Genomic DNA, 17,329 nt, shown 5'->3' on the forward strand with positions numbered 1-17,329 from the left:
CCTTGCAGAGGTCGTGTCGTTGGAGGTGCTGTCTTTGGGGGTCTTCTTTGCCATGGGTTCACTTTAAGTCGGACGTATCGCACAGGCTGAGATTCTGCCCGGCGCTCTGAAAAGAATTATCGGACATCCGTACCAACCTCAGTGGAACCAGAGAATCGCCACAAAAGACCGCGGGGTAATGCGCTATGGAACGGGTCAACGGTTGGGCCGCAGCAGGCCGCAATAGAGCCCCTCGATCGCGAAGTCCTGATCCGGCAGTACCTCGATCGGCTTGTAATCGGGATTGCGCGGCAGCAGGCGGATGCGATCCTTGGCGATCTTCAGCAGCTTGACCGTGATCTCGTCATCGATGCGGGCCACCACGATCTGCCCGGAATGGGCGTCGCGGGTGCGGTGCACGCCGATCAGGTCACCGTCGAAGATGCCCTCGTCGATCATCGAATCGCCCTGCACCTTCAGCAGGTAGTCCGGCGCTGGCGAGAAGAACACCCGGTCCAGCACCACGAAATCGTCCGAGCCGATGTCGGCGCCGATCGGCAGGCCGGCCGCAACCCGGCCCAGCACCGGCAGGCGCAGCACACTGTCGGGCAGGCCCGGCTCGGCCAGCTTCTCGACCGGCGGCGCCTGCACCAGGCGGATGCCGCGGGCCTGGCCGGGGATGCGACGGATCGCACCGGCCTGCTCCAGGGCTTCCAGGTGGTACTGGGCCGCGCGCACGCCCTTGAAGCCGAACGCACGTGCGATTTCAGTCTGCGAGGGCGGCGCGCCTTCGCTCTCGATACGCTCGGCGATCAACTGCAGGATCGCCTGCTGGGTGTCGGTCAGGTCCATGGTTAGTAGTATTACTACTAATATCCGGGACTGCAAGTGCCGCAAACGACATGGAGTGGCGCGGGCCTGTTGGGCCGAGGCATGCTCGGCAAGCGTCGCCGGGTATGGCCCGGCACCAGGAGCAAAGGCAGCCGACCAGCGGTCGGCTCTACAGGAATCGCGCAGCGATTCCGCGGTTCCCGCTGGGAACCGCTGCGGTAAACACACTCAGGTGTGTTTACCGCTTCTCCATATCGAGAACAGGATCCACACGCCGCAGAAGCCGGCGCCGATGAAGCCGCAGACGCCCAGCGCCAGCAGCCAGCGGCTGGAGACGCCGCCGACGCTGTGCATCACGATCGAGGAACCGATGATCAGCGCAGCAGTGACGATGCCCATCACCAACCGGTTCGCTGCGCGGTTCACCTGTTCGCCGAAGCCCTGCAGCGCCGTGGTTTCCACCTTCAACTGCAGGCGTCCCCGGCGCGCCGCCTGCACCAGCTTGCGCAGGTCGCGGGGAAGCTCACCGGCGAAGTCGACCAGGCCCAGCAGGCTGCGGCGGCCGCGCTTGAGCAGCGCCTTGGGCGCATAGCGCTGCAGCACCACCCGCTCCAGGAACGGGCGCGCGGCACTGGCCATGTCGAAATCCGGGTCCAGCTGCCGGCCCATGCCTTCCAGGGTCAGGAACGCCTTGATCATCAGCGCCAGGTCAGCCGGCAGGGTCAGGCTGTAGCTGCGCAGCAGCTGGGTGATGTCGCCCAGCATCAGGCCGATGCGCAGGTCCTTCAGCGGCACGCCACGGTATTGATCTACGAACTGGCTGATGTCGTGCTGCAGCCTGTTCTCGTCCACCTCAACACCGCCGGCCCAGTCCAGCAGCACGTCGGCCACGCCCTGCGGATCCTGCTCGACCAGCCCGTGCAGCAGCTGCGCCACCTGGAAACGCCGGACTTCCGACAAGGCGCCGACCATGCCGAAATCAATCACGCCGATGCGGCCATCACGTACATAGATGATGTTGCCCGGGTGCGGATCGGCGTGGAAGCTGCCGTCCTCCAGCACCATTTTCAGCACGATGCCGGCGCCACGCCGTGCCAGCTCGCGCCGGTCCAGGCCCGCCGCATCGACGCCGGCCAGGTCTCGGCCAGGAATGCCCTCGACGAAGTCCTGCACGTTCAGGCTCTCGCAGGTCCACTGCCAGTGCACCTTCGGAATCAGTATGTCGTCACGGCCGCTGAAGTTGCGCGCGATGCGCTCGGCATTGCGGCATTCCGCCGCGAAATCCAGTTCGCGGCGCAGCGACACGGTGAACTGCTGCACGACCTCGGCCGGGCGGTAACGACGCAGGTCCGGCAGGCGCGCCTCGACGATCTCGGCCAGGCGGGCCAGCAGACGCAGGTCGGCCTCGACCACATCGCGGATGCCGGGGCGCCGCACCTTCAGCACCACCTCGCGACCATCATGCAGGCGCGCGCGATGGGCCTGCGCCAGCGAGGCGGCAGCCATCGGGGTTTCATCGAGGAACGCGAACACCTCTGCAGGCGGTGCGCCAAGGTCGGCCTCAAGCTGCTCACGGATGTCCGCATACGGCAGCGCAGGTACCGCGTTCTGCAGTTCGGACAGCTCAGCGATCCATTCCGGCGGCAGCAGGTCAACGCGCGTCGCCAGCACCTGCCCGAGCTTGACGAAAGTGGGACCGAGATCCTGCATCGCGCTGCGCACGCGCACTGGTGCGGTCATCCGCAACAGTTCCTGCCGCTCCTCGTTCCAGTGCAGAAGGCGCCCTGCCCGCTCCAGCGTACTGGCCAGGCCGATGCGCCGCACCACGTCGCCGAAGCCATAGCGGATCAGGACGACGGCAATTTCCTGCAGTCGGCCCAGGTCGCGGACCGTGCCCAGCGTTTCCCACATCATGCGTGCTCCGGACGATTACCGGAGCAGCATGTCACAGCTGGGCGTCGATACCGCGCAATGCCGCCGCCACGGTTTGCCGGCGGATGGCTTCGCGGTCGCCATCGAACTGGAACAGTTCGGCGCGGGCGTAGCCGCCGCGGCGCTTCCAGCCGATCCAGACACTGCCGACCGGCTTGTCCGGGCTGCCACCGCCAGGACCCGCGATGCCGGTCACCGCCACGGCGATGCCGGCACCGGAATTGACCAGTGCGCCGGACACCATTTCCAGCACGGTTTCGCGGCTGACCGCGCCGAACTGCTCCAGCGTCTGCGCACGCACGCCCAGCAGGCGCTGCTTGGCTTCGTAGCTGTAGACCACCATGCCGCAGTCGAAGAACGCCGAGGAACCGGCGATGTCGGTCATGCACTTGGCAATCCAGCCGCCACTGCAGCTTTCAGCGGTCACCAGCTGCAGCGAGGCCTGCTGCAGGCGCTGCCCGAGCGCGGCGGACTGGGCGTTGAGGTCGGCGTCGGTGGGGATGGACATCGGCATGACGGTGGGGTGAAGAACCTGCACGTTGTACCGCAGATGACAGGCGGATGTCGCGCCCCTCCAGCACGGTGGTTGCCGGCCAGCGGCCGGCACTACCGGGGATTGGCCGCTACCTCACCACTCCGGCAGCTTCTCCGGCAGCAGCGCCCGGATCGGCGCGCCGTCGGCACTGGCGGCCAGCTTTTCGGCTTCGGCGATCGGAAGGTCGACCTGCAGCAGCCAGCCGTCTTCATCGGCCTGCTCGCTGCGGATCACTTCCAGCTGGTGCAGCCGCGCGCGCAGGCGGCCGGCATCGGGTGGCAGGCGCAGTTCGCCGGTGACGTGCTGCAGGCCCAGGCGCTTGCCCAGCACCGCCTGCAGCAGCTCCAGGCCCTGCCCGTCGCGTGCGGAAATCCACACCCGCTCGCGGCGCGATTCGTCCGGGATGCCATCCTGGCCGTCGTGGCGGACGTCGGCACCGTCGATGCGGTCGATCTTGTTGAACACCAGCAACTGCGGCAGGTCACCGGCACCGACTGCGGTCAGTACCTCGTCGACCTGTGCGATGCGCTCCTCGCGGTGCGGATCGGCGGCGTCGACCACGTGCAGCAGGAAATCCGCCTCGCGCGCCTCGGACAGGGTCGAGCGGAACGCCGCAACCAGGTCATGTGGCAGGTCGCGGACGAAGCCGACGGTGTCGGCCAGGACCACGTTGCCACCCGGAACCGCAATGCGGCGCACGGTCGGATCCAGCGTTGCAAACAGCTGGTCGGCGGCATAGGCCTCGGCGCCGGTCATGGCGTTGAACAGGGTCGACTTGCCGGCGTTGGTGTAGCCCACCAGGGCCACGCGCGGCAGCTCGCTGCGCACACGCGCACGGCGCATCTGGGTGCGCTGCACTTCGACCTTTTCCAGGCGTTTCTGCAGCTGCTCCACGCGCTTCTGCAACAGGCGGCGGTCGGTTTCCAGCTGGGTTTCACCCGGGCCGCGCAGACCGATCGAACCGCCGCGCTGGCGCTCCAGATGGGTCCAGCCGCGCACCAGCCGCGTGGCCAGGTGACGCAGCTGCGCCAGTTCGACCTGCAGCTTGCCTTCGTGGCTGTGCGCACGCTGGGCGAAGATGTCCAGGATCAGGCCGGTACGGTCGATCACCCGGCGCTCGAGGAATCGTTCCAGGTTGCGCTCCTGGCCCGGGCTCAACGCATGGTTGACCAGGATCAGGTCCGCACCGCTGGCGTCGGCTGCGGCCTTGATCTCGTCCAGCTTGCCGCTGCCGATCAGGGTCGACGGATTCGGACGGTCCAGGCGTGCAGTGATCGTCGCGGCGATGCTGGCCCCAGCCGAGCGGGCCAGATCACCGAATTCTTCCAGCACATCGTCTTCCAGCTTGCCGAAATGGGGCTGGATCAACAGGGCGTGTTCGCCCTTTTTCGAGCGGTCAAACATTCACCGCTCCGGTATTACTCGTCTGCTTCATCACCTGCCTGACCACCTTCACCCGACTGCACGTAACCACCGCCCGGGCCAACCTTCACGTTGCGTGCCGGAACGACCGTGGAAATGGCGTGCTTGTAGACCATCTGACTGACCGTGTTGCGCAGCAGGACCACGAACTGGTCGAACGACTCGATCGTGCCCTGCAGCTTGATGCCGTTGACCAGGTACACCGAAACCGGCACGCGTTCGCGCCGCAGTGCGTTCAAGAAAGGATCCTGCAGCGATTGCCCCTTGGACATTGCACACTCCTGATTATTGTTCTTATTGGGTTGCCGACGGTTGCCACGGCCCCCGAGCCGCCCGCCGACCGATGATGTTACACGGCTGGCGGGGGTTCAGCGTGCGACGAAGGTCGACACCGCGCCGGCCAGGCGCTCCCCATCGACATGGGGGTCGAACCAGCGCGCATCAAGCTCGCCGCGCAGCCAGGTCAGCTGGCGCTTGGCCAGCTGCCGGGTGGCGAAGATCGCCTTGTCACGGAAACGGGCGGCATCACCCTCCCCGTCCAGGTATTCCCAGGCCTGGCGATAGCCAACCGCACGCACCGCCGGCAGGTCCAGCGGCGCCGTCACGGCGGCCATTTCCGGCATTGCACGCAGTGCCCGCACCTCGTCCAGGAAGCCCTGCGCCAGCATGGCGTCGAAGCGCGCCTCGATGCGCTGGTGCAGTACCGCGCGGTCACGCGGGGCGAGGATCAGCTTGAGGGTGCGCACCGGCAATGGCGCGACGCCCGGCCGGCGCTGCCATTCACTGATCGGCGTGCCGGTGAGGCGATAGACCTCCAGCGCCCGCTGGATGCGTTGCGGGTCGGTGGCATGGATACGTGCGGCTGCGGCTGGATCGACCTTGGCCAGTTCTGCGTGCAGTGCCGCCCAGCCCCGCTCGGCCGCTTCGGTGCTGAGTGCTTCGCGCATCACCGGGTCGGCCTCCGGCATCGGCGACAGGCCCTGCAACAGGGCCCGGAAGTACAGCCCCGTGCCACCTGCCAGGATCGGCGTTTTGCCGCGTGCCACGATGTCGGCCACGACGCGGCCGGCATCGGCGGCGAACTCGGCCGCCGAATAGGTCTGCCACGGATCGCGCAGGTCCAGCAGATGGTGCGGCGCCTGCGCCCGCTCGGCCGCATCCGGCTTGGCCGAGCCGATATCCAGATGCCGGTAGACCAGCGCCGAATCGACGCTGACGATCTCGCCATCCAGCTGCTTCGCCAGGGCGATCGCGGTGGCGGTCTTGCCACTCGCGGTCGGCCCCATCACGGCGATCGCCAGTGGCCGCCGGTCGATGCCCATCAGTCTTCGTCCGGCCAGCGGATCGTCGGCGTGGCGTCGGCGCGCGGCGTTGGCACGGCCTCGACTGCCTGCCAGATCTTCAGTGCATCAACGGTGGCGGTCACGTCATGCACGCGCACGATGCGTGCGCCGCGCTGCACCGCGATCAGGTGCGCGGCCACCGAGGCGGCCACGCGCTCGGACGGCGTGTCGCGACCGGTCAGTTCGCCCAGGCTGCGCTTGCGCGACAGGCCAGCCAGCATCGGCACGCCCAGCTCCAGGAACCGCTCGGAGCGTGCCAGCAGGGTCATGTTGTGGGCAGTGGTTTTGCCGAAACCGAAACCGAGATCGATCAGCAGGTTCTTCTTCGCAATGCCCGCCATCTCGGCAGCGAACAGGCGCTGGACCAGGAAGCCGTGCACCTCGGCGACCACGTCGTCGTAATGTGGATCGGCCTGCATGTGGCCTGGCTCGCCCTGCATGTGCATCAGCACCACCGGCACGCCGGTTGCAGCGGCGGCGTCCAGCGCCCCTTCCTGACGCAGGCCGTAGATGTCATTGATCATGCCGGCGCCAGCCGCCACGGCCGCGCGCATCACTTCCGGCTTGAAGGTGTCGATGCTGATCGGCACCCGGGTGCGTGCGGCCAGCTGCTCGATCACCGGGATCACCCGGCGCAGTTCCTCCTCCACCGATACCGGCGCAGCGCCCGGCCGGGTCGATTCGCCGCCGATATCGAGCAGGTCCGCGCCCTCCTCGACCAGCTTCAGGCCATGGGCGACCGCAGCCTCGGTGGTGTCGTGCGCGCCGCCATCGGAGAACGAGTCCGGGGTGACGTTGACGATGCCCATGACCCGGGCACGGTCGAGGCGCAGGATGCGGCCGGCGCAATCGAGCTGGGGCGAGGTATCGAACATGGGCAATCCTGCAGGGACAACGGCGGGTAGTTTAGTTCGGCAGGGCGGCGCCCTGCACCCGCAGAGGCAACGGCCACAGCAAAAGCCCGAGCAACAGCAGAAGCTGGTTTCCTGAGGGTAGCCGGGGTGGGTCCGGTTGCGGGGGCCGCTGCAAGTACGTCCATGTAAGCTCGGTCGCCGCATCCATGCGGCTCACGCCCCCGCAACCGGACCCACCCCGCCTTCGACAGATCTCCGCGATCTGCAGTAGATCCACGCCATGCGTGGATGAATCTCCATCGGAATCGAATATTTCGAATTGGAATCGAAATGCATCCACGCATGGCGTGGATCTACCGTGTCGACCAAGGTCGACACCTACCAACAGCAGCAGGAATCTGTCAGAGGTGGGGCGGTGTGGGCTGGCAGGACCGTTGGCGCCATGGATGGCGCCATCGAGCCCCCAGGGACGGGTTTACGGCGTGTCCTGCCAACCCACACCGCCCCGCCAAACCACGGAATGCCGCTGTCGCTGTTGCTGTTGAGGTTGCCGGCCAGCGGCCGGCACTACTACGGGTGCAGGGCGAAGCCCTGCCGACACCCTCTCAACGGCGGCGGCGCTTGCGGTCCACGTACAGGGTCTTGGCGATGCTCAGCACGATGCCGACCCCGATACCCACCACGCAGCCCAGCAGCAGGTTGTCGGCCCCCAGGCCCACACCCACGCCGACCACGGTGGCGATCACCATTTCGGCAGTGTGGGAAATCGGTTCGGGCTTCGGGGCGGACATGCGGGCTCCAGCGTCAGATCGGTTCTTCGGGATGGGCCAGTGGCCCGGAAACGACGAAGCCGGGTTGCCCCGGCCTCGTCTGGTGTCACCTGCAGCGGGCCGTCAGTGCGATTCGGCCGGGCCTGCGATCGGCGGCAGCGGACGGGCGTCGCCGCCCTCGTCGTTGCCGCCATCCTTGTTCGACTTGCTCCAGCCCGCCGGCGGCGGCGGATCGCGGCCTTCCATGATCGCGTCGATCTGCGGCGCGTCAATGGTCTCGTACTGCAGCAGCAGCTGCGACATCGCGTGCAGCTTGTCGATGTTCTCGGTCAGCAGCTGGGTCGTGCGGGCGTAGGCCTTGTCGAGGATGTTGCGCACTTCCTCGTCGATCCGGCGCGCCGTGTCGTTGGACACGCTCTTGTGCTGGGTGACCGAACGGCCCAGGAACACCTCGTCGTCCTCTTCGCCATAGGCGATCGGGCCGAGCTGCTCGGACAGGCCCCACTTGGTGACCATGTTGCGGGCCATCTTGGTGGCACGCTCGATGTCGTTGGAGGCGCCGGTGGTGACCTTGTCCTCGCCGAAGATCAGCTCTTCGGCGACGCGGCCGCCGTACAGCGAGCACAGCTGCGACTGGATCGCCACGCGGTTCATCGAGTACTTGTCGCCTTCCGGCAGGTACATGGTCACACCCAGCGCGCGGCCGCGCGGAATGATGGTGACCTTGTAGACCGGGTCGTGCTCGGGCACCAGGCGGCCGACGATGGCGTGGCCGGCCTCGTGGTACGCGGTCAGGGTCTTCTCGTCCTCGCTCATGGCCATCGAGCGGCGCTCGGCACCCATCAGGATCTTGTCGCGGGCACGGTCGAAGTGGTCCATGCGGACTTCCTTCTCGTTGCCACGCGCGGCGAACAGGGCCGCCTCGTTGCAGAGGTTGGCCAGGTCCGCACCGGAGAAGCCCGGGGTACCACGCGCGATCACCATCGGCTCGACGTCGTCAGCCAGCGGCAGCTTGCGCATGTGGACCTTGAGGATGTGCTCGCGGCCCTTCACGTCCGGCAGGCCGACCACGACCTGGCGGTCGAAACGGCCCGGGCGCAGCAGCGCCGGGTCCAGCACGTCGGGACGGTTGGTCGCGGCGATCACGATCACGCCTTCGCCACCCTCGAAACCGTCCATTTCGACCAGCAGCTGGTTCAGGGTCTGCTCGCGCTCGTCGTGACCGCCGCCCAGGCCGGCGCCACGGTGGCGGCCGACGGCGTCGATTTCGTCGATGAAGATGATGCACGGCGCGTGCTTCTTGGCCTGCTCGAACATGTCACGCACGCGGCTGGCGCCGACGCCGACGAACATTTCCACGAAGTCCGAACCGGAGATCGAGAAGAACGGCACCTTGGCTTCGCCGGCGATGGCCTTGGCCAGAAGCGTCTTGCCGGTACCCGGCGGGCCCACCATCAGCACGCCGCGCGGAATCTTGCCGCCCAGCTTGGTGAACTTGGACGGGTCGCGCAGGAAGTCGACCAGTTCGCCCACTTCTTCCTTGGCCTCGTCGCAGCCGGCGACGTCGGCGAAGGTGACCTTGATCTGGTCTTCGCCCTGCAGCTTGGCGCGCGACTTGCCGAAGGACATCGCGCCCTTGGCACCGCCGCCACCGCCCTGCATCTGGCGCATGATGAACAACCAGAAGCCGATGATCAGGATGACCGGCAGGAAATTCATCAGGATCGCGCCGAGGGAAATGCCGCTGGACGGCTCCTCCTGCACGATCTCCACGTTCTTGGTACGCAGCACGTTGATCAGGTCACGATCGAACGGCGCGGTGATGGTGGACGACTGCCCACCGCGGGTGGTGTAGGTCAGCTGGCTGGTGCCGCCACGCATGTCGCCGCCAAAGGCGACCTTCTGCACGTTGCCGCTGTCCACCTGGTCCAGGAATTGCGAGTAAGACGCGCCCTGCGCGCCGGCCCCGGAGGACTTTGGCGAGAAGCTCTGGAAGACCACCATCAGCACGACGGCGACGACCACCCATAGCAGGAGGTTCTTGGTCAAGTCGTTCATCCTCATTGGCTCCGGTGTTCCTCTCAGTGCTGGCGTTGCGTTGGGGTCGAACTTGCGTACGTTGCGAGCTTACTTCATGTGGGCGCGTTTTCCCTGACCCAAGGCATACACCTCGGGAGAGCGCTTGCGCGACGCTTCCGGCTTGCGGATGGAGACCTTGTCGTACCGGCGGCGCATGTCGCGCACGTAGTCGTCAAAGCCTTCACCCTGGAACAGCTTGATCAGGAACGCCCCACCGGTCTTCAGGTGGTTGTCGGCAAAATCCAGGGCCAGCTCCGCCAGGTGCATCATCCGCGGCTGGTCGACCGCGCCTACACCACTCTTATTGGGGGCCATGTCCGACAGCACAAGGTCTACCGGCTGATCCCCGAGCATGGCTTCAAACTGCGATAGGACGGCTTCTTCCCTGAAGTCACCATGAAGGAACTCCACGCCGGCCAGCGGCGGCATGTCCAGGATGTCCAGCGCCAGCACGCGACCGGTGTCGCCGATCTGTCTCCGCACCTGCTGAGACCAGCCGCCCGGGGCGGCACCGAGGTCGACGACCACCATGTGCGGCTTCAGCAACCGGTCACGTTCCAGCAGCTCTTCGAGCTTGTAGGCGGCGCGCGAGCGCATGCCTTCGGCCTGGGCCTTCTTCACGAAGGGGTCGGAGAAGTGTTCCTTGAGCCAGCGCTGGCTGCTTTTGCTGCGGGTAGCCATTGAAAATAGGGGCTGATGGGGTCCTCATGATACCCTGATCGCCCCATTCAACCGTGTTTTCCTGCATGTCCATCGCCCTGACCGCCTCCCAGACCCGTTTCCTGCGCGGCCAAGCCCACGACCTGAAGGCCCTGCTGCAGACCGGCGGCAAGGGTGTGACCCCGGCCTTCATCGCTGAGCTGAACGAAGTGCTGGAGCGCCACGAGCTGGTCAAGGTGAAGGTCGCTGCTGAAGACCGCGACGCCCGTGACGTGATGATCGGCGAGATCGTCGAAGCCACCGAAAGCGCGCTGGTGCAGCGCATCGGCCACGTCGCCGTGCTGTACCGCCCGAGCAAGGAACAGCGCCAGATCGTGCTGCCGCGCGGCTGATCGCCCTACTGCCATGCAGCTGAACCACGAACCGCCGGATTACGCCTATAGCCTCCGTGCCGCCGATGGCCGCTCGGCCAAGGTGAATGACCAGGCGCTGGGCAGCAGTTTCTTCCTGACCCCGGACCAACTGGTCACGCAATGGCCGGTGGTGAGCGCCACTGCGCTGCAGGTGGCTGACCTGGAGCCGATCCTGGCGCTGAATCCGGCGCTGATCGTGCTCGGCACGGGTGACCGTCAGGTGTTCCCGCCGGCGGTGGTGATGGCCGCCTGCCTGTCACGCGGCATCGGCCTGGAAGTGATGAACAATCCAGCCGCCGCGCGCACCTTCAACATCCTGGCGGGCGAAGGCCGCAAGGTCGCCGCCGCCTTCATTCTGGAAGGCTGAGGTCGAGTCGCCGGGTGGCTCCCGGCTAGCTGCCCGAAGGTGTGCAGCGGAATGCCGAGAACGCCTTGAGCCGGCCAATCAGGTTGCCGCCCTGCCCCCAGCGTATATCCATGACCTTCCAGTCCCGGTCCTGCCGCTGCAGCAGGACCCTGTCGGTCCAGCGGTAGTCGCCCACGGCCATGTCGACATGGATCCAGGTGGCGTCACCGCTCGATCCGGGCATTCCCACGGATATCGTTTCCGGTCGATCCGGCGCCAGCAGATACGGGCTCTGGTCCAGCATGTGCGGCTTTTCATCGGGCGCCGCCAGTGCGGTGCAGGCCTGTTCATATGCACGCTGCGCAGCGATGGCTGAGCGGAGGGCCTCACCCAGCAGCGGGGAAATGGCCGTTTCGTTCGACGTCGGCGCCTGGATGACGTCGTAGAGGCGGGTGACCACGTCACGTGGATCGCTGCTGGCGGCGGCCGCCAATGGCGCGATGAGCAGCACGAAAAGGGCTGTTGGGCGAGACATGCGGCACCGGATTGGGGGGGCGGGTTCCGTTGAAGCATGCCGCTTCCCTGGCTTGCCGGGAAGCTTGAGATGCGCCACTCATGGTCGCAAATGGCCACCCACGGCAGCCAGCGTACAGCGAGTCGAGCATGGCTCGACGCTACAGGTCGGGAACGCCGAGCATTGCCCGGCGCCACCCGATCCCACGGCCTCAACGCGCCGACAGGTACTGCTGCGGGTCGACCGGCTTGCCGTTGTAGCGGGTGAGCCGGCGGTGTTTGCGGCCCATGGGCCGTGCCGTCGGTGAACGCCCGGCGCGCTGCACCGGGCCGGGGATCCGCCCAGATGGCGAATCGACGATCAGCGTGCCGGCAGGTATTGCTGCGGATCCACCGGCTTGCCGTTGTAACGGATCTCGAAGTGGACCATGTCGCGGTTCGCACCGGTGCGGCCCATCTCGGCGATCTGCTCACCGGCCTTCACGCTCTGCCCTTCATTCACCAGGCGCTTGCGGTTGTGGCCATAGGCCGACAGCCACTGGTCGCTGTGCTTGATGATGATCAGCTCGCCGTAGCCGACCAGGCCGGCGCCGGAGTACACCACCACACCGTTGGCGGTGGCCTTGACCGGCTGGCCGCTGGTACCGGCGATGTCCACGCCCTGCTTGGTCGCGTCACCGGCCACGTAGCGGCCGACGATCGCGCCATCGGCCGGCCAGCGCCAGGCGATGTTGCTCTTCACCGGACCCACCGGCGCCGGGGCCGGGGCCGATGTGGTACTGCCGCCGCTGCTGCCACCCGAGCGCGGCGGGGTGACCACCGTGGTCGGCGCGCGGCCGCCGCTGGCACCGGCCGGATACAGTCGGATCACCTGCCCCGGATGGATGGTCGAGGGGTTGTCCAGGCTGTTCCAGGCAATCAGGTCGGCCGGGGTGATGTCATGGATGCGGGCCAGCGCATAGATGGTATCGCCCTTGCGCACCACCACGGTCTGCCCGGGCTTGGGCACCGAGGTCTTCGGCGTGGTCACACCACCGCCGGTGCTGCCACCACCAGGACGAACCACGGTTGCGGTGCCGCAGGCGGCCAGGGTGGAAACCAGCAACGCCAGCGCGCCGATGCGCACTCCCTTGCTCAGACGATCAGGATTCATGCGAACTTCGACCTCCATACAAGCCAGGCGATCAGCACCACCACCAACGCGGTGGCGATCCAGCCCAGCGGTTCAATCCAGCGACGCAGTGCCGCTTCAGCACGCGCACCACCGATACGGATGACCGCAGCCAGCACGAACACGCGCTTGCCGCGACCGATCAGCATGCTCAACAGGTACTGCGGCATCGGCACGCCGACGATACCCGATGCCCACGTGAAGACCTTCATCGGGATGGGCATGAAGCCGCCCAGCACCAGGAAGGTGAACACCGCCCACGGCGACTCGGCCATCTTGGCCTGCACGGTGGTGATGCCCTGCTCGATGGCCGGCAGCATGCCCAGTGCTTCGAACAACGGCTTGATCGCTTCGAAGGCATAATGACCCAATGCATAGCCAATCAGCGCGCCGACCATCGAGCCGGCCAGGCTGAGGGTGGCGAACCACCAGCCGCGTTTCGGCTGGGCCACGCACATCGGCGCCAGCATCACTTCCGGCATCACCGGAAAGATGATCGCCTCGAAGAAGCTCAACACCGTCAGGTAGGTCGGCGCGCGTTCGTGCGCCGCCCACTTCATCGCCCGCTCGTACAGCGGCCCGAAAATCTTCATGCAATCCTGCTCCGTGGATTAGTCGAGCATGCCGGACAGCAGCGGCACGAAGGTGACCGGCGCCAGCACGCGTTGTTCGATGCTGCCGTCAGCCCTGCGGTCCAGCTGCACCAGCGACTGCCCACCCGGCCCGCCGACCGGCGCCACCAGGCGGCCGCCCTCGGCCAGCTGCCCGACCAGTTCATCGACCAGTGCAGGCGCCGCGGCGGTGACGACGATGGCATCGAACGGGCCGTGCTCGGCCCAGCCGGCGCGGCCATCATCATGCTTGGTGCGGATATTCATGCCCAGCGCACGGAAGCGCTTGCGCGCCTGTCGCAGCAGGTCGCCGATGCGTTCGACGGTGTAGATCTCCAGGCCCAGCGCGCCGAGCACGGCGGCCTGGTAGCCGGAGCCGGTACCGACTTCCAGCACTTTCTTCGGCGAGACCTGCAGCACGGCTTCGGTCATGCGCGCCACCACCCACGGCTGCGAGATGGTCTGGCCGTGGCCGATCGGCAGGGCGGTGTCTTCGTAAGCGCGTGACGCCAGCGCTTCGTCGATGAACAGATGACGTGGCACCACCCGGATCGCATTCAAGGTCGACTCGTCGACGATGCCAGCCTCGCGCAGGCGATCGACCAGGCGGTCGCGCACACGCTGCGAGGTCATGCCGATGCCGACGGCTTCCGGTTGCAGGCGCAGGCGTGGGCTCATGCCGGCTGGTCCAGCGCGGCGCTGAGGCCGCCGACCCAGCTGGCCACTTTCTCCAGTGCCTGGTAGCGGGTCAGGTCGACCTGGATCGGGGTAATCGAGATGTGGCCGGTGCGTACCGCGTGGAAATCGGTGCCGGGGCCGGAGTCCTGCTCACGACCGGCCGGGCCGATCCAGTACACCTCGTTGCCGCGCGGGTCCTTCTGCGCGATGCAGCCTTCTGCGCGATGGCGGTTGCCCAGGCGGGTGACCTCGAAGCCCTTGACCTCGCTCCACGGCAGGTCCGGCACGTTGACGTTGAGGATGGTGTCAGCCGGCAACGGATCGGCCTTGAGCCGGGCGACGATCTCCACCGCAGCGCGCGCGGCGGTCTCGAAGTGTTTCGGATCGTGGTTGCGGGTGACCAGCGAGACCGCCACCGCCGGCAGGCCGAGGAAGCGACCTTCCATCGCCGCCGAGACGGTGCCGGAATAGATCACGTCATCGCCGAGGTTGGCGGCGTTGTTGATGCCGGACACGACAATGTCGGGTTCGAACTCGAGCAGCCCGGTCAGCGCCAGGTGCACGCAGTCGGTCGGGGTACCGGCCACCGAGACGGTGTAATGGTCGATGCGCTTGAGGCGGATCGGCAGGTCCAGGGTCAGCGAATTGCTGGCGCCGGAGCGATCGCGGTCGGGCGCGACCACCGTGACTTCGTGACCGGCCTCACGCAGCACCGAAGCAAGCATCCGGATGCCTGCGGCGTCGACGCCATCGTCGTTACTGACCAGGATTCGCATCTTCGATTTAACCGCTTGATTTTCCAAGAATTCGATTCCATCACCGTGCAGTGTGGGCGGGACCGTCGTACTCCCCTGCGGAAGCCGTCGACCCTGCAAGGGCATCGTCTATTGTGCCGCATGCGAGCCGCCGGTCCTACCCTGCCGGCGGTCACGGCCGACATCGAACCGTCATAGGCAGACCTGCGCCAGCGGTTTACCCTGTGCGCATGTCGCACCCTGAAGACGAAGATCCGGCCGCGTTGTTCCGCGCGGCCATCGGCGAAGTGACGCCGCTGCGCAAGGATGCCGAGCCGGCACCGGCTGCGCCCCGGCCGAAGCCGCGCGCGCGCATGGCCGAACGTGACGAGGCCGAAGCCGCCGGCGAGTTCGCCCGGCTGCTGCGCGACAGCACGCCATTGGAAGCCGGCGACGTGGCCAGCTATCGCCGCGACAACCTGCCACCACGCCTGTTCCAGCGCCTCAAGCGTGGCCAGTATTCGGTGCAGGACGAACTGGACCTGCATGGCGCCACCGCCGCGCAGGCCGAGACGCTGCTGCGCCAGTTCCTGCTGGAAGCCCATGCACACGAGTATGGCTGCGTGCGCATCATCCACGGCAAGGGATTGCAGTCCGACGGCGGTGCACCGGTACTGAAGAACCTGGTCGACCGCCTGCTGCGGCTGCGCAACGACGTACTGGCATTCCATTCGGCGCCGACCGGGCAAGGCGGCACCGGCGCGGTGCTGGTGCTGCTGGCACGGCGCTGAAAAAGGGGGACGCCATGAGTCCAGGTAGAGTCGACTGTCAGTCGACTGCTCTTCCAGCGGCAAGCGAATACCCCGCGCTGCGCGCGCAAGTCGACTGACAGTCGACTCTACCGCGCGCCCTGCTCAGGCCTGCGAGGCGTCTTCGACCGGGCCGAGCTCGTGCAGTACGGCGGTGGCGTAGCAGCCCGGCGGCAGCGCGAACGATAGCTCCAGCACGTCATCGCCCAGCCACTGGTGCTGCAACAACGCGGGGCGCAGGCGCAGCGCGCGGCGCTCCTGCTTCAGGCGCGCGTCTTCCAGGCCGGCCCGCAGTGCCTTCGATTCCTCGTCGTCGAGTGCGGCCAGCTCCAGCTCGCGTGCCACTTCGGTGCTGCGCAGCTCCCCTTCGCCCCACAGCGGTGCGCTGGGATGGATGTCGAACCGCGCGAGGCGCTCGGCCAGCACGTCGGTGTACGGCTCCGGGCCGAACACGCTGCGGCTGCCGTCCAGCATCCACACCTCGCCGTCCAGTGGCTGATCCCAGTTGCCCTGCTCCACGCGCGCAGCCAGCACGCGGTTGAACAGCGCCGATCGGGCGGCAGACAGCAGCAGTGAACGCTGGTCCTTGCGCATGCGGCGGCCACCGAACATCGCCAGTGCCGCCGGCACGTTGCCGCCGTCGCGGCCAAAGCGCTGCTCGCCAAACCAGTTCGGCAGGCCGCGCCCGGCAATCTGCTGCAGGCGTTCGCTGATCGCCGTGGCATCGCCCTGCACCTCGCGCAGCACCAGCTTGAAGCGGTTGCCGGCCAGTGCGCCACGCTGCAGCTTGCGGTTGTGCCAGGTCGCTTCGAGCACTTCGATCTCGTCACTGGCCAGCTCGGCCAGGTCCGGCGCAATGCGCTTGGGCAGGTGCACGCTGAAACGCTGGGTGGTGACCGCGTGGCGGTCTTTCATGCCAGCGTAACTCACCGCCATTTCCGGCAGGCCCGCCCACTTGGCCAGCACCTTGGCCACATGCACGGTGTTGGCACCGCGCTTTCGGATGTGCAGCAACAGGTGCTCGCCTTCGCCGGTGGCCTCGAAGGCCGGCAGCTCGTCAACCTGGAAATCGTCTGGCGTGGTGCGGATGCGCGCCGTCAACAACGGCGCACCAAATGCCAACGGCAGCGGAATCATGCCGCCACCAGCAACACGACCGCCTGTGCGGCAATGCCTTCACCACGGCCGGTGAAGCCCAGCTTTTCCGAGGTGGTGGCCTTGACGCTGACTGCATCCAGCGGCAACTGCAGCAGGCCGCCGATGCGCTCACGCATCGCCAGCGCATGCGGGCCAACCTTCGGCCGCTCGCAGATCACGGTGATGTCGGTGTTGCCGACGCGCCAGCCGCGCTCGCGCAGCAGGCTGTCGCAATGACGCACGAAGTCGCTGCTGTCGGCGCCCTTCCAGCGGTTGTCACTGGGTGGGAAATGCTGGCCGATGTCGCCCAGCGCCAGCGCACCGAGCATCGCATCGCACAAGGCGTGCAGGATCACGTCGCCATCGCTGTGCGCAAGCACGCCACAGCTGTGTGGAACGTTCACGCCGCCAAGCATGATGTGATCGCCTTCGCCGAAGGCATGGACGTCGTAGCCCTGGCCGATGCGGACGGGCGGGAACGGTGCGGTGCTCATGGATGCAACCCTTGCAGC

At 66.9% G+C, this 17,329-nt stretch carries 20 protein-coding genes; 3 read left to right on the forward strand and 17 right to left on the reverse strand.

Annotated features, from left to right (window positions below; genetic code table 11):
• Positions 1 to 195: 195 nt before the first annotated feature.
• The 10 genes from lexA to rlmE form a co-directional block, all read right to left on the reverse strand.
• The gene (gene lexA / locus AC5P7E_RS14280) at positions 196 to 831 is read right to left on the reverse strand and encodes a transcriptional repressor LexA (RefSeq protein ID WP_005412936.1); all 636 of its coding nucleotides are present in this window, start codon (positions 829 to 831) and stop codon (positions 196 to 198) included.
• 207 nt (positions 832 to 1,038) lie between these two features.
• Positions 1,039 to 2,721 (reverse strand): 2-polyprenylphenol 6-hydroxylase, encoded by a 1,683-nt coding sequence (gene ubiB / locus AC5P7E_RS14285; RefSeq protein ID WP_049459647.1) that lies wholly within the window; start codon positions 2,719 to 2,721, stop codon positions 1,039 to 1,041.
• A 34-nt stretch (positions 2,722 to 2,755) separates the two neighbouring features.
• A complete protein-coding gene (locus tag AC5P7E_RS14290) occupies positions 2,756 to 3,250 on the reverse strand; it encodes a CinA family protein (RefSeq protein WP_005409020.1) in 495 nt (164 codons plus the stop codon).
• A gap of 120 nt (positions 3,251 to 3,370) precedes the next feature.
• Positions 3,371 to 4,681 carry a ribosome rescue GTPase HflX gene (hflX, locus tag AC5P7E_RS14295; protein WP_005412934.1) on the reverse strand — a complete coding sequence of 437 codons (1,311 nt, stop codon included), beginning with the start codon at positions 4,679 to 4,681 and terminating at the stop codon, positions 3,371 to 3,373.
• Between the two features lie 14 nt (positions 4,682 to 4,695).
• Positions 4,696 to 4,971, reverse strand: a complete 276-nt coding sequence (hfq, locus tag AC5P7E_RS14300; RefSeq protein ID WP_004152891.1) for an RNA chaperone Hfq — start codon at positions 4,969 to 4,971, stop codon at positions 4,696 to 4,698.
• Between the two features lie 96 nt (positions 4,972 to 5,067).
• Positions 5,068 to 6,021 (reverse strand): tRNA (adenosine(37)-N6)-dimethylallyltransferase MiaA, encoded by a 954-nt coding sequence (gene miaA, locus AC5P7E_RS14305; protein WP_012479733.1) that lies wholly within the window; start codon positions 6,019 to 6,021, stop codon positions 5,068 to 5,070.
• Positions 6,021 to 6,917 carry a dihydropteroate synthase gene (folP, locus tag AC5P7E_RS14310; RefSeq protein WP_114618632.1) on the reverse strand — a complete coding sequence of 299 codons (897 nt, stop codon included), beginning with the start codon at positions 6,915 to 6,917 and terminating at the stop codon, positions 6,021 to 6,023. The genes miaA and folP overlap by 1 nt, the downstream gene beginning before the upstream one ends.
• 584 nt (positions 6,918 to 7,501) lie before the next feature.
• The gene (locus tag AC5P7E_RS14315; RefSeq protein ID WP_005409016.1) at positions 7,502 to 7,687 is read right to left on the reverse strand and encodes a hypothetical protein; all 186 of its coding nucleotides are present in this window, start codon (positions 7,685 to 7,687) and stop codon (positions 7,502 to 7,504) included.
• A gap of 102 nt (positions 7,688 to 7,789) precedes the next feature.
• Positions 7,790 to 9,724 carry an ATP-dependent zinc metalloprotease FtsH gene (gene ftsH / locus AC5P7E_RS14320; RefSeq protein WP_162792547.1) on the reverse strand — a complete coding sequence of 645 codons (1,935 nt, stop codon included), beginning with the start codon at positions 9,722 to 9,724 and terminating at the stop codon, positions 7,790 to 7,792.
• Positions 9,725 to 9,793: 69 nt separating this feature from the next.
• The gene (gene rlmE / locus AC5P7E_RS14325) at positions 9,794 to 10,426 is read right to left on the reverse strand and encodes a 23S rRNA (uridine(2552)-2'-O)-methyltransferase RlmE (RefSeq protein WP_005409014.1); all 633 of its coding nucleotides are present in this window, start codon (positions 10,424 to 10,426) and stop codon (positions 9,794 to 9,796) included.
• Between the two features lie 65 nt (positions 10,427 to 10,491).
• Between rlmE and yhbY the strand changes: the two genes are divergently transcribed.
• Complete coding sequence (yhbY, locus tag AC5P7E_RS14330; RefSeq protein WP_004152868.1) at positions 10,492 to 10,797, forward strand: ribosome assembly RNA-binding protein YhbY; 306 nt, start codon at positions 10,492 to 10,494, stop codon at positions 10,795 to 10,797.
• Positions 10,798 to 10,810: 13 nt separating this feature from the next.
• Positions 10,811 to 11,185: an Mth938-like domain-containing protein gene (locus AC5P7E_RS14335; RefSeq protein ID WP_005409013.1), complete on the forward strand. Its 375-nt coding sequence runs from the start codon at positions 10,811 to 10,813 to the stop codon at positions 11,183 to 11,185.
• Between the two features lie 25 nt (positions 11,186 to 11,210).
• On the opposite strand, the gene AC5P7E_RS14340 is transcribed toward AC5P7E_RS14335, so the two are convergent.
• The 5 genes from AC5P7E_RS14340 to surE form a co-directional block, all read right to left on the reverse strand.
• Complete coding sequence (locus AC5P7E_RS14340; RefSeq protein WP_043034329.1) at positions 11,211 to 11,699, reverse strand: YqhG/Tai3 family protein; 489 nt, start codon at positions 11,697 to 11,699, stop codon at positions 11,211 to 11,213.
• 339 nt (positions 11,700 to 12,038) lie between these two features.
• Positions 12,039 to 12,830, reverse strand: a complete 792-nt coding sequence (locus tag AC5P7E_RS14345) for a peptidoglycan DD-metalloendopeptidase family protein (RefSeq protein WP_005409011.1) — start codon at positions 12,828 to 12,830, stop codon at positions 12,039 to 12,041.
• On the reverse strand, positions 12,827 to 13,441 hold the full coding sequence (locus AC5P7E_RS14350) for a YqaA family protein (protein ID WP_005409010.1): 615 nt from the start codon (positions 13,439 to 13,441) through the stop codon (positions 12,827 to 12,829). The genes AC5P7E_RS14345 and AC5P7E_RS14350 overlap by 4 nt, the downstream gene beginning before the upstream one ends.
• A gap of 18 nt (positions 13,442 to 13,459) precedes the next feature.
• Positions 13,460 to 14,137, reverse strand: coding sequence for a protein-L-isoaspartate(D-aspartate) O-methyltransferase (locus AC5P7E_RS14355; RefSeq protein WP_005409009.1), 678 nt, complete (start codon positions 14,135 to 14,137; stop codon positions 13,460 to 13,462).
• A complete protein-coding gene (gene surE, locus AC5P7E_RS14360) occupies positions 14,134 to 14,913 on the reverse strand; it encodes a 5'/3'-nucleotidase SurE (RefSeq protein WP_010485979.1) in 780 nt (259 codons plus the stop codon). Before surE ends, AC5P7E_RS14355 begins: the two co-directional genes overlap by 4 nt.
• A gap of 209 nt (positions 14,914 to 15,122) precedes the next feature.
• Between surE and AC5P7E_RS14365 the strand changes: the two genes are divergently transcribed.
• Complete coding sequence (locus AC5P7E_RS14365) at positions 15,123 to 15,662, forward strand: Smr/MutS family protein (protein WP_005409007.1); 540 nt, start codon at positions 15,123 to 15,125, stop codon at positions 15,660 to 15,662.
• Between the two features lie 123 nt (positions 15,663 to 15,785).
• On the opposite strand, the gene truD is transcribed toward AC5P7E_RS14365, so the two are convergent.
• Together truD and ispF are read right to left on the reverse strand one after the other, a co-directional pair.
• Positions 15,786 to 16,817: a tRNA pseudouridine(13) synthase TruD gene (gene truD / locus AC5P7E_RS14370; RefSeq protein ID WP_100438068.1), complete on the reverse strand. Its 1,032-nt coding sequence runs from the start codon at positions 16,815 to 16,817 to the stop codon at positions 15,786 to 15,788.
• The gene (gene ispF / locus AC5P7E_RS14375) at positions 16,814 to 17,311 is read right to left on the reverse strand and encodes a 2-C-methyl-D-erythritol 2,4-cyclodiphosphate synthase (RefSeq protein ID WP_024956349.1); all 498 of its coding nucleotides are present in this window, start codon (positions 17,309 to 17,311) and stop codon (positions 16,814 to 16,816) included. The genes truD and ispF overlap by 4 nt, the downstream gene beginning before the upstream one ends.
• Positions 17,312 to 17,329 lie beyond the last annotated feature (18 nt).

It is taken from the genome of Stenotrophomonas sp. YJH_SMC_25 (assembly GCF_059369595.1).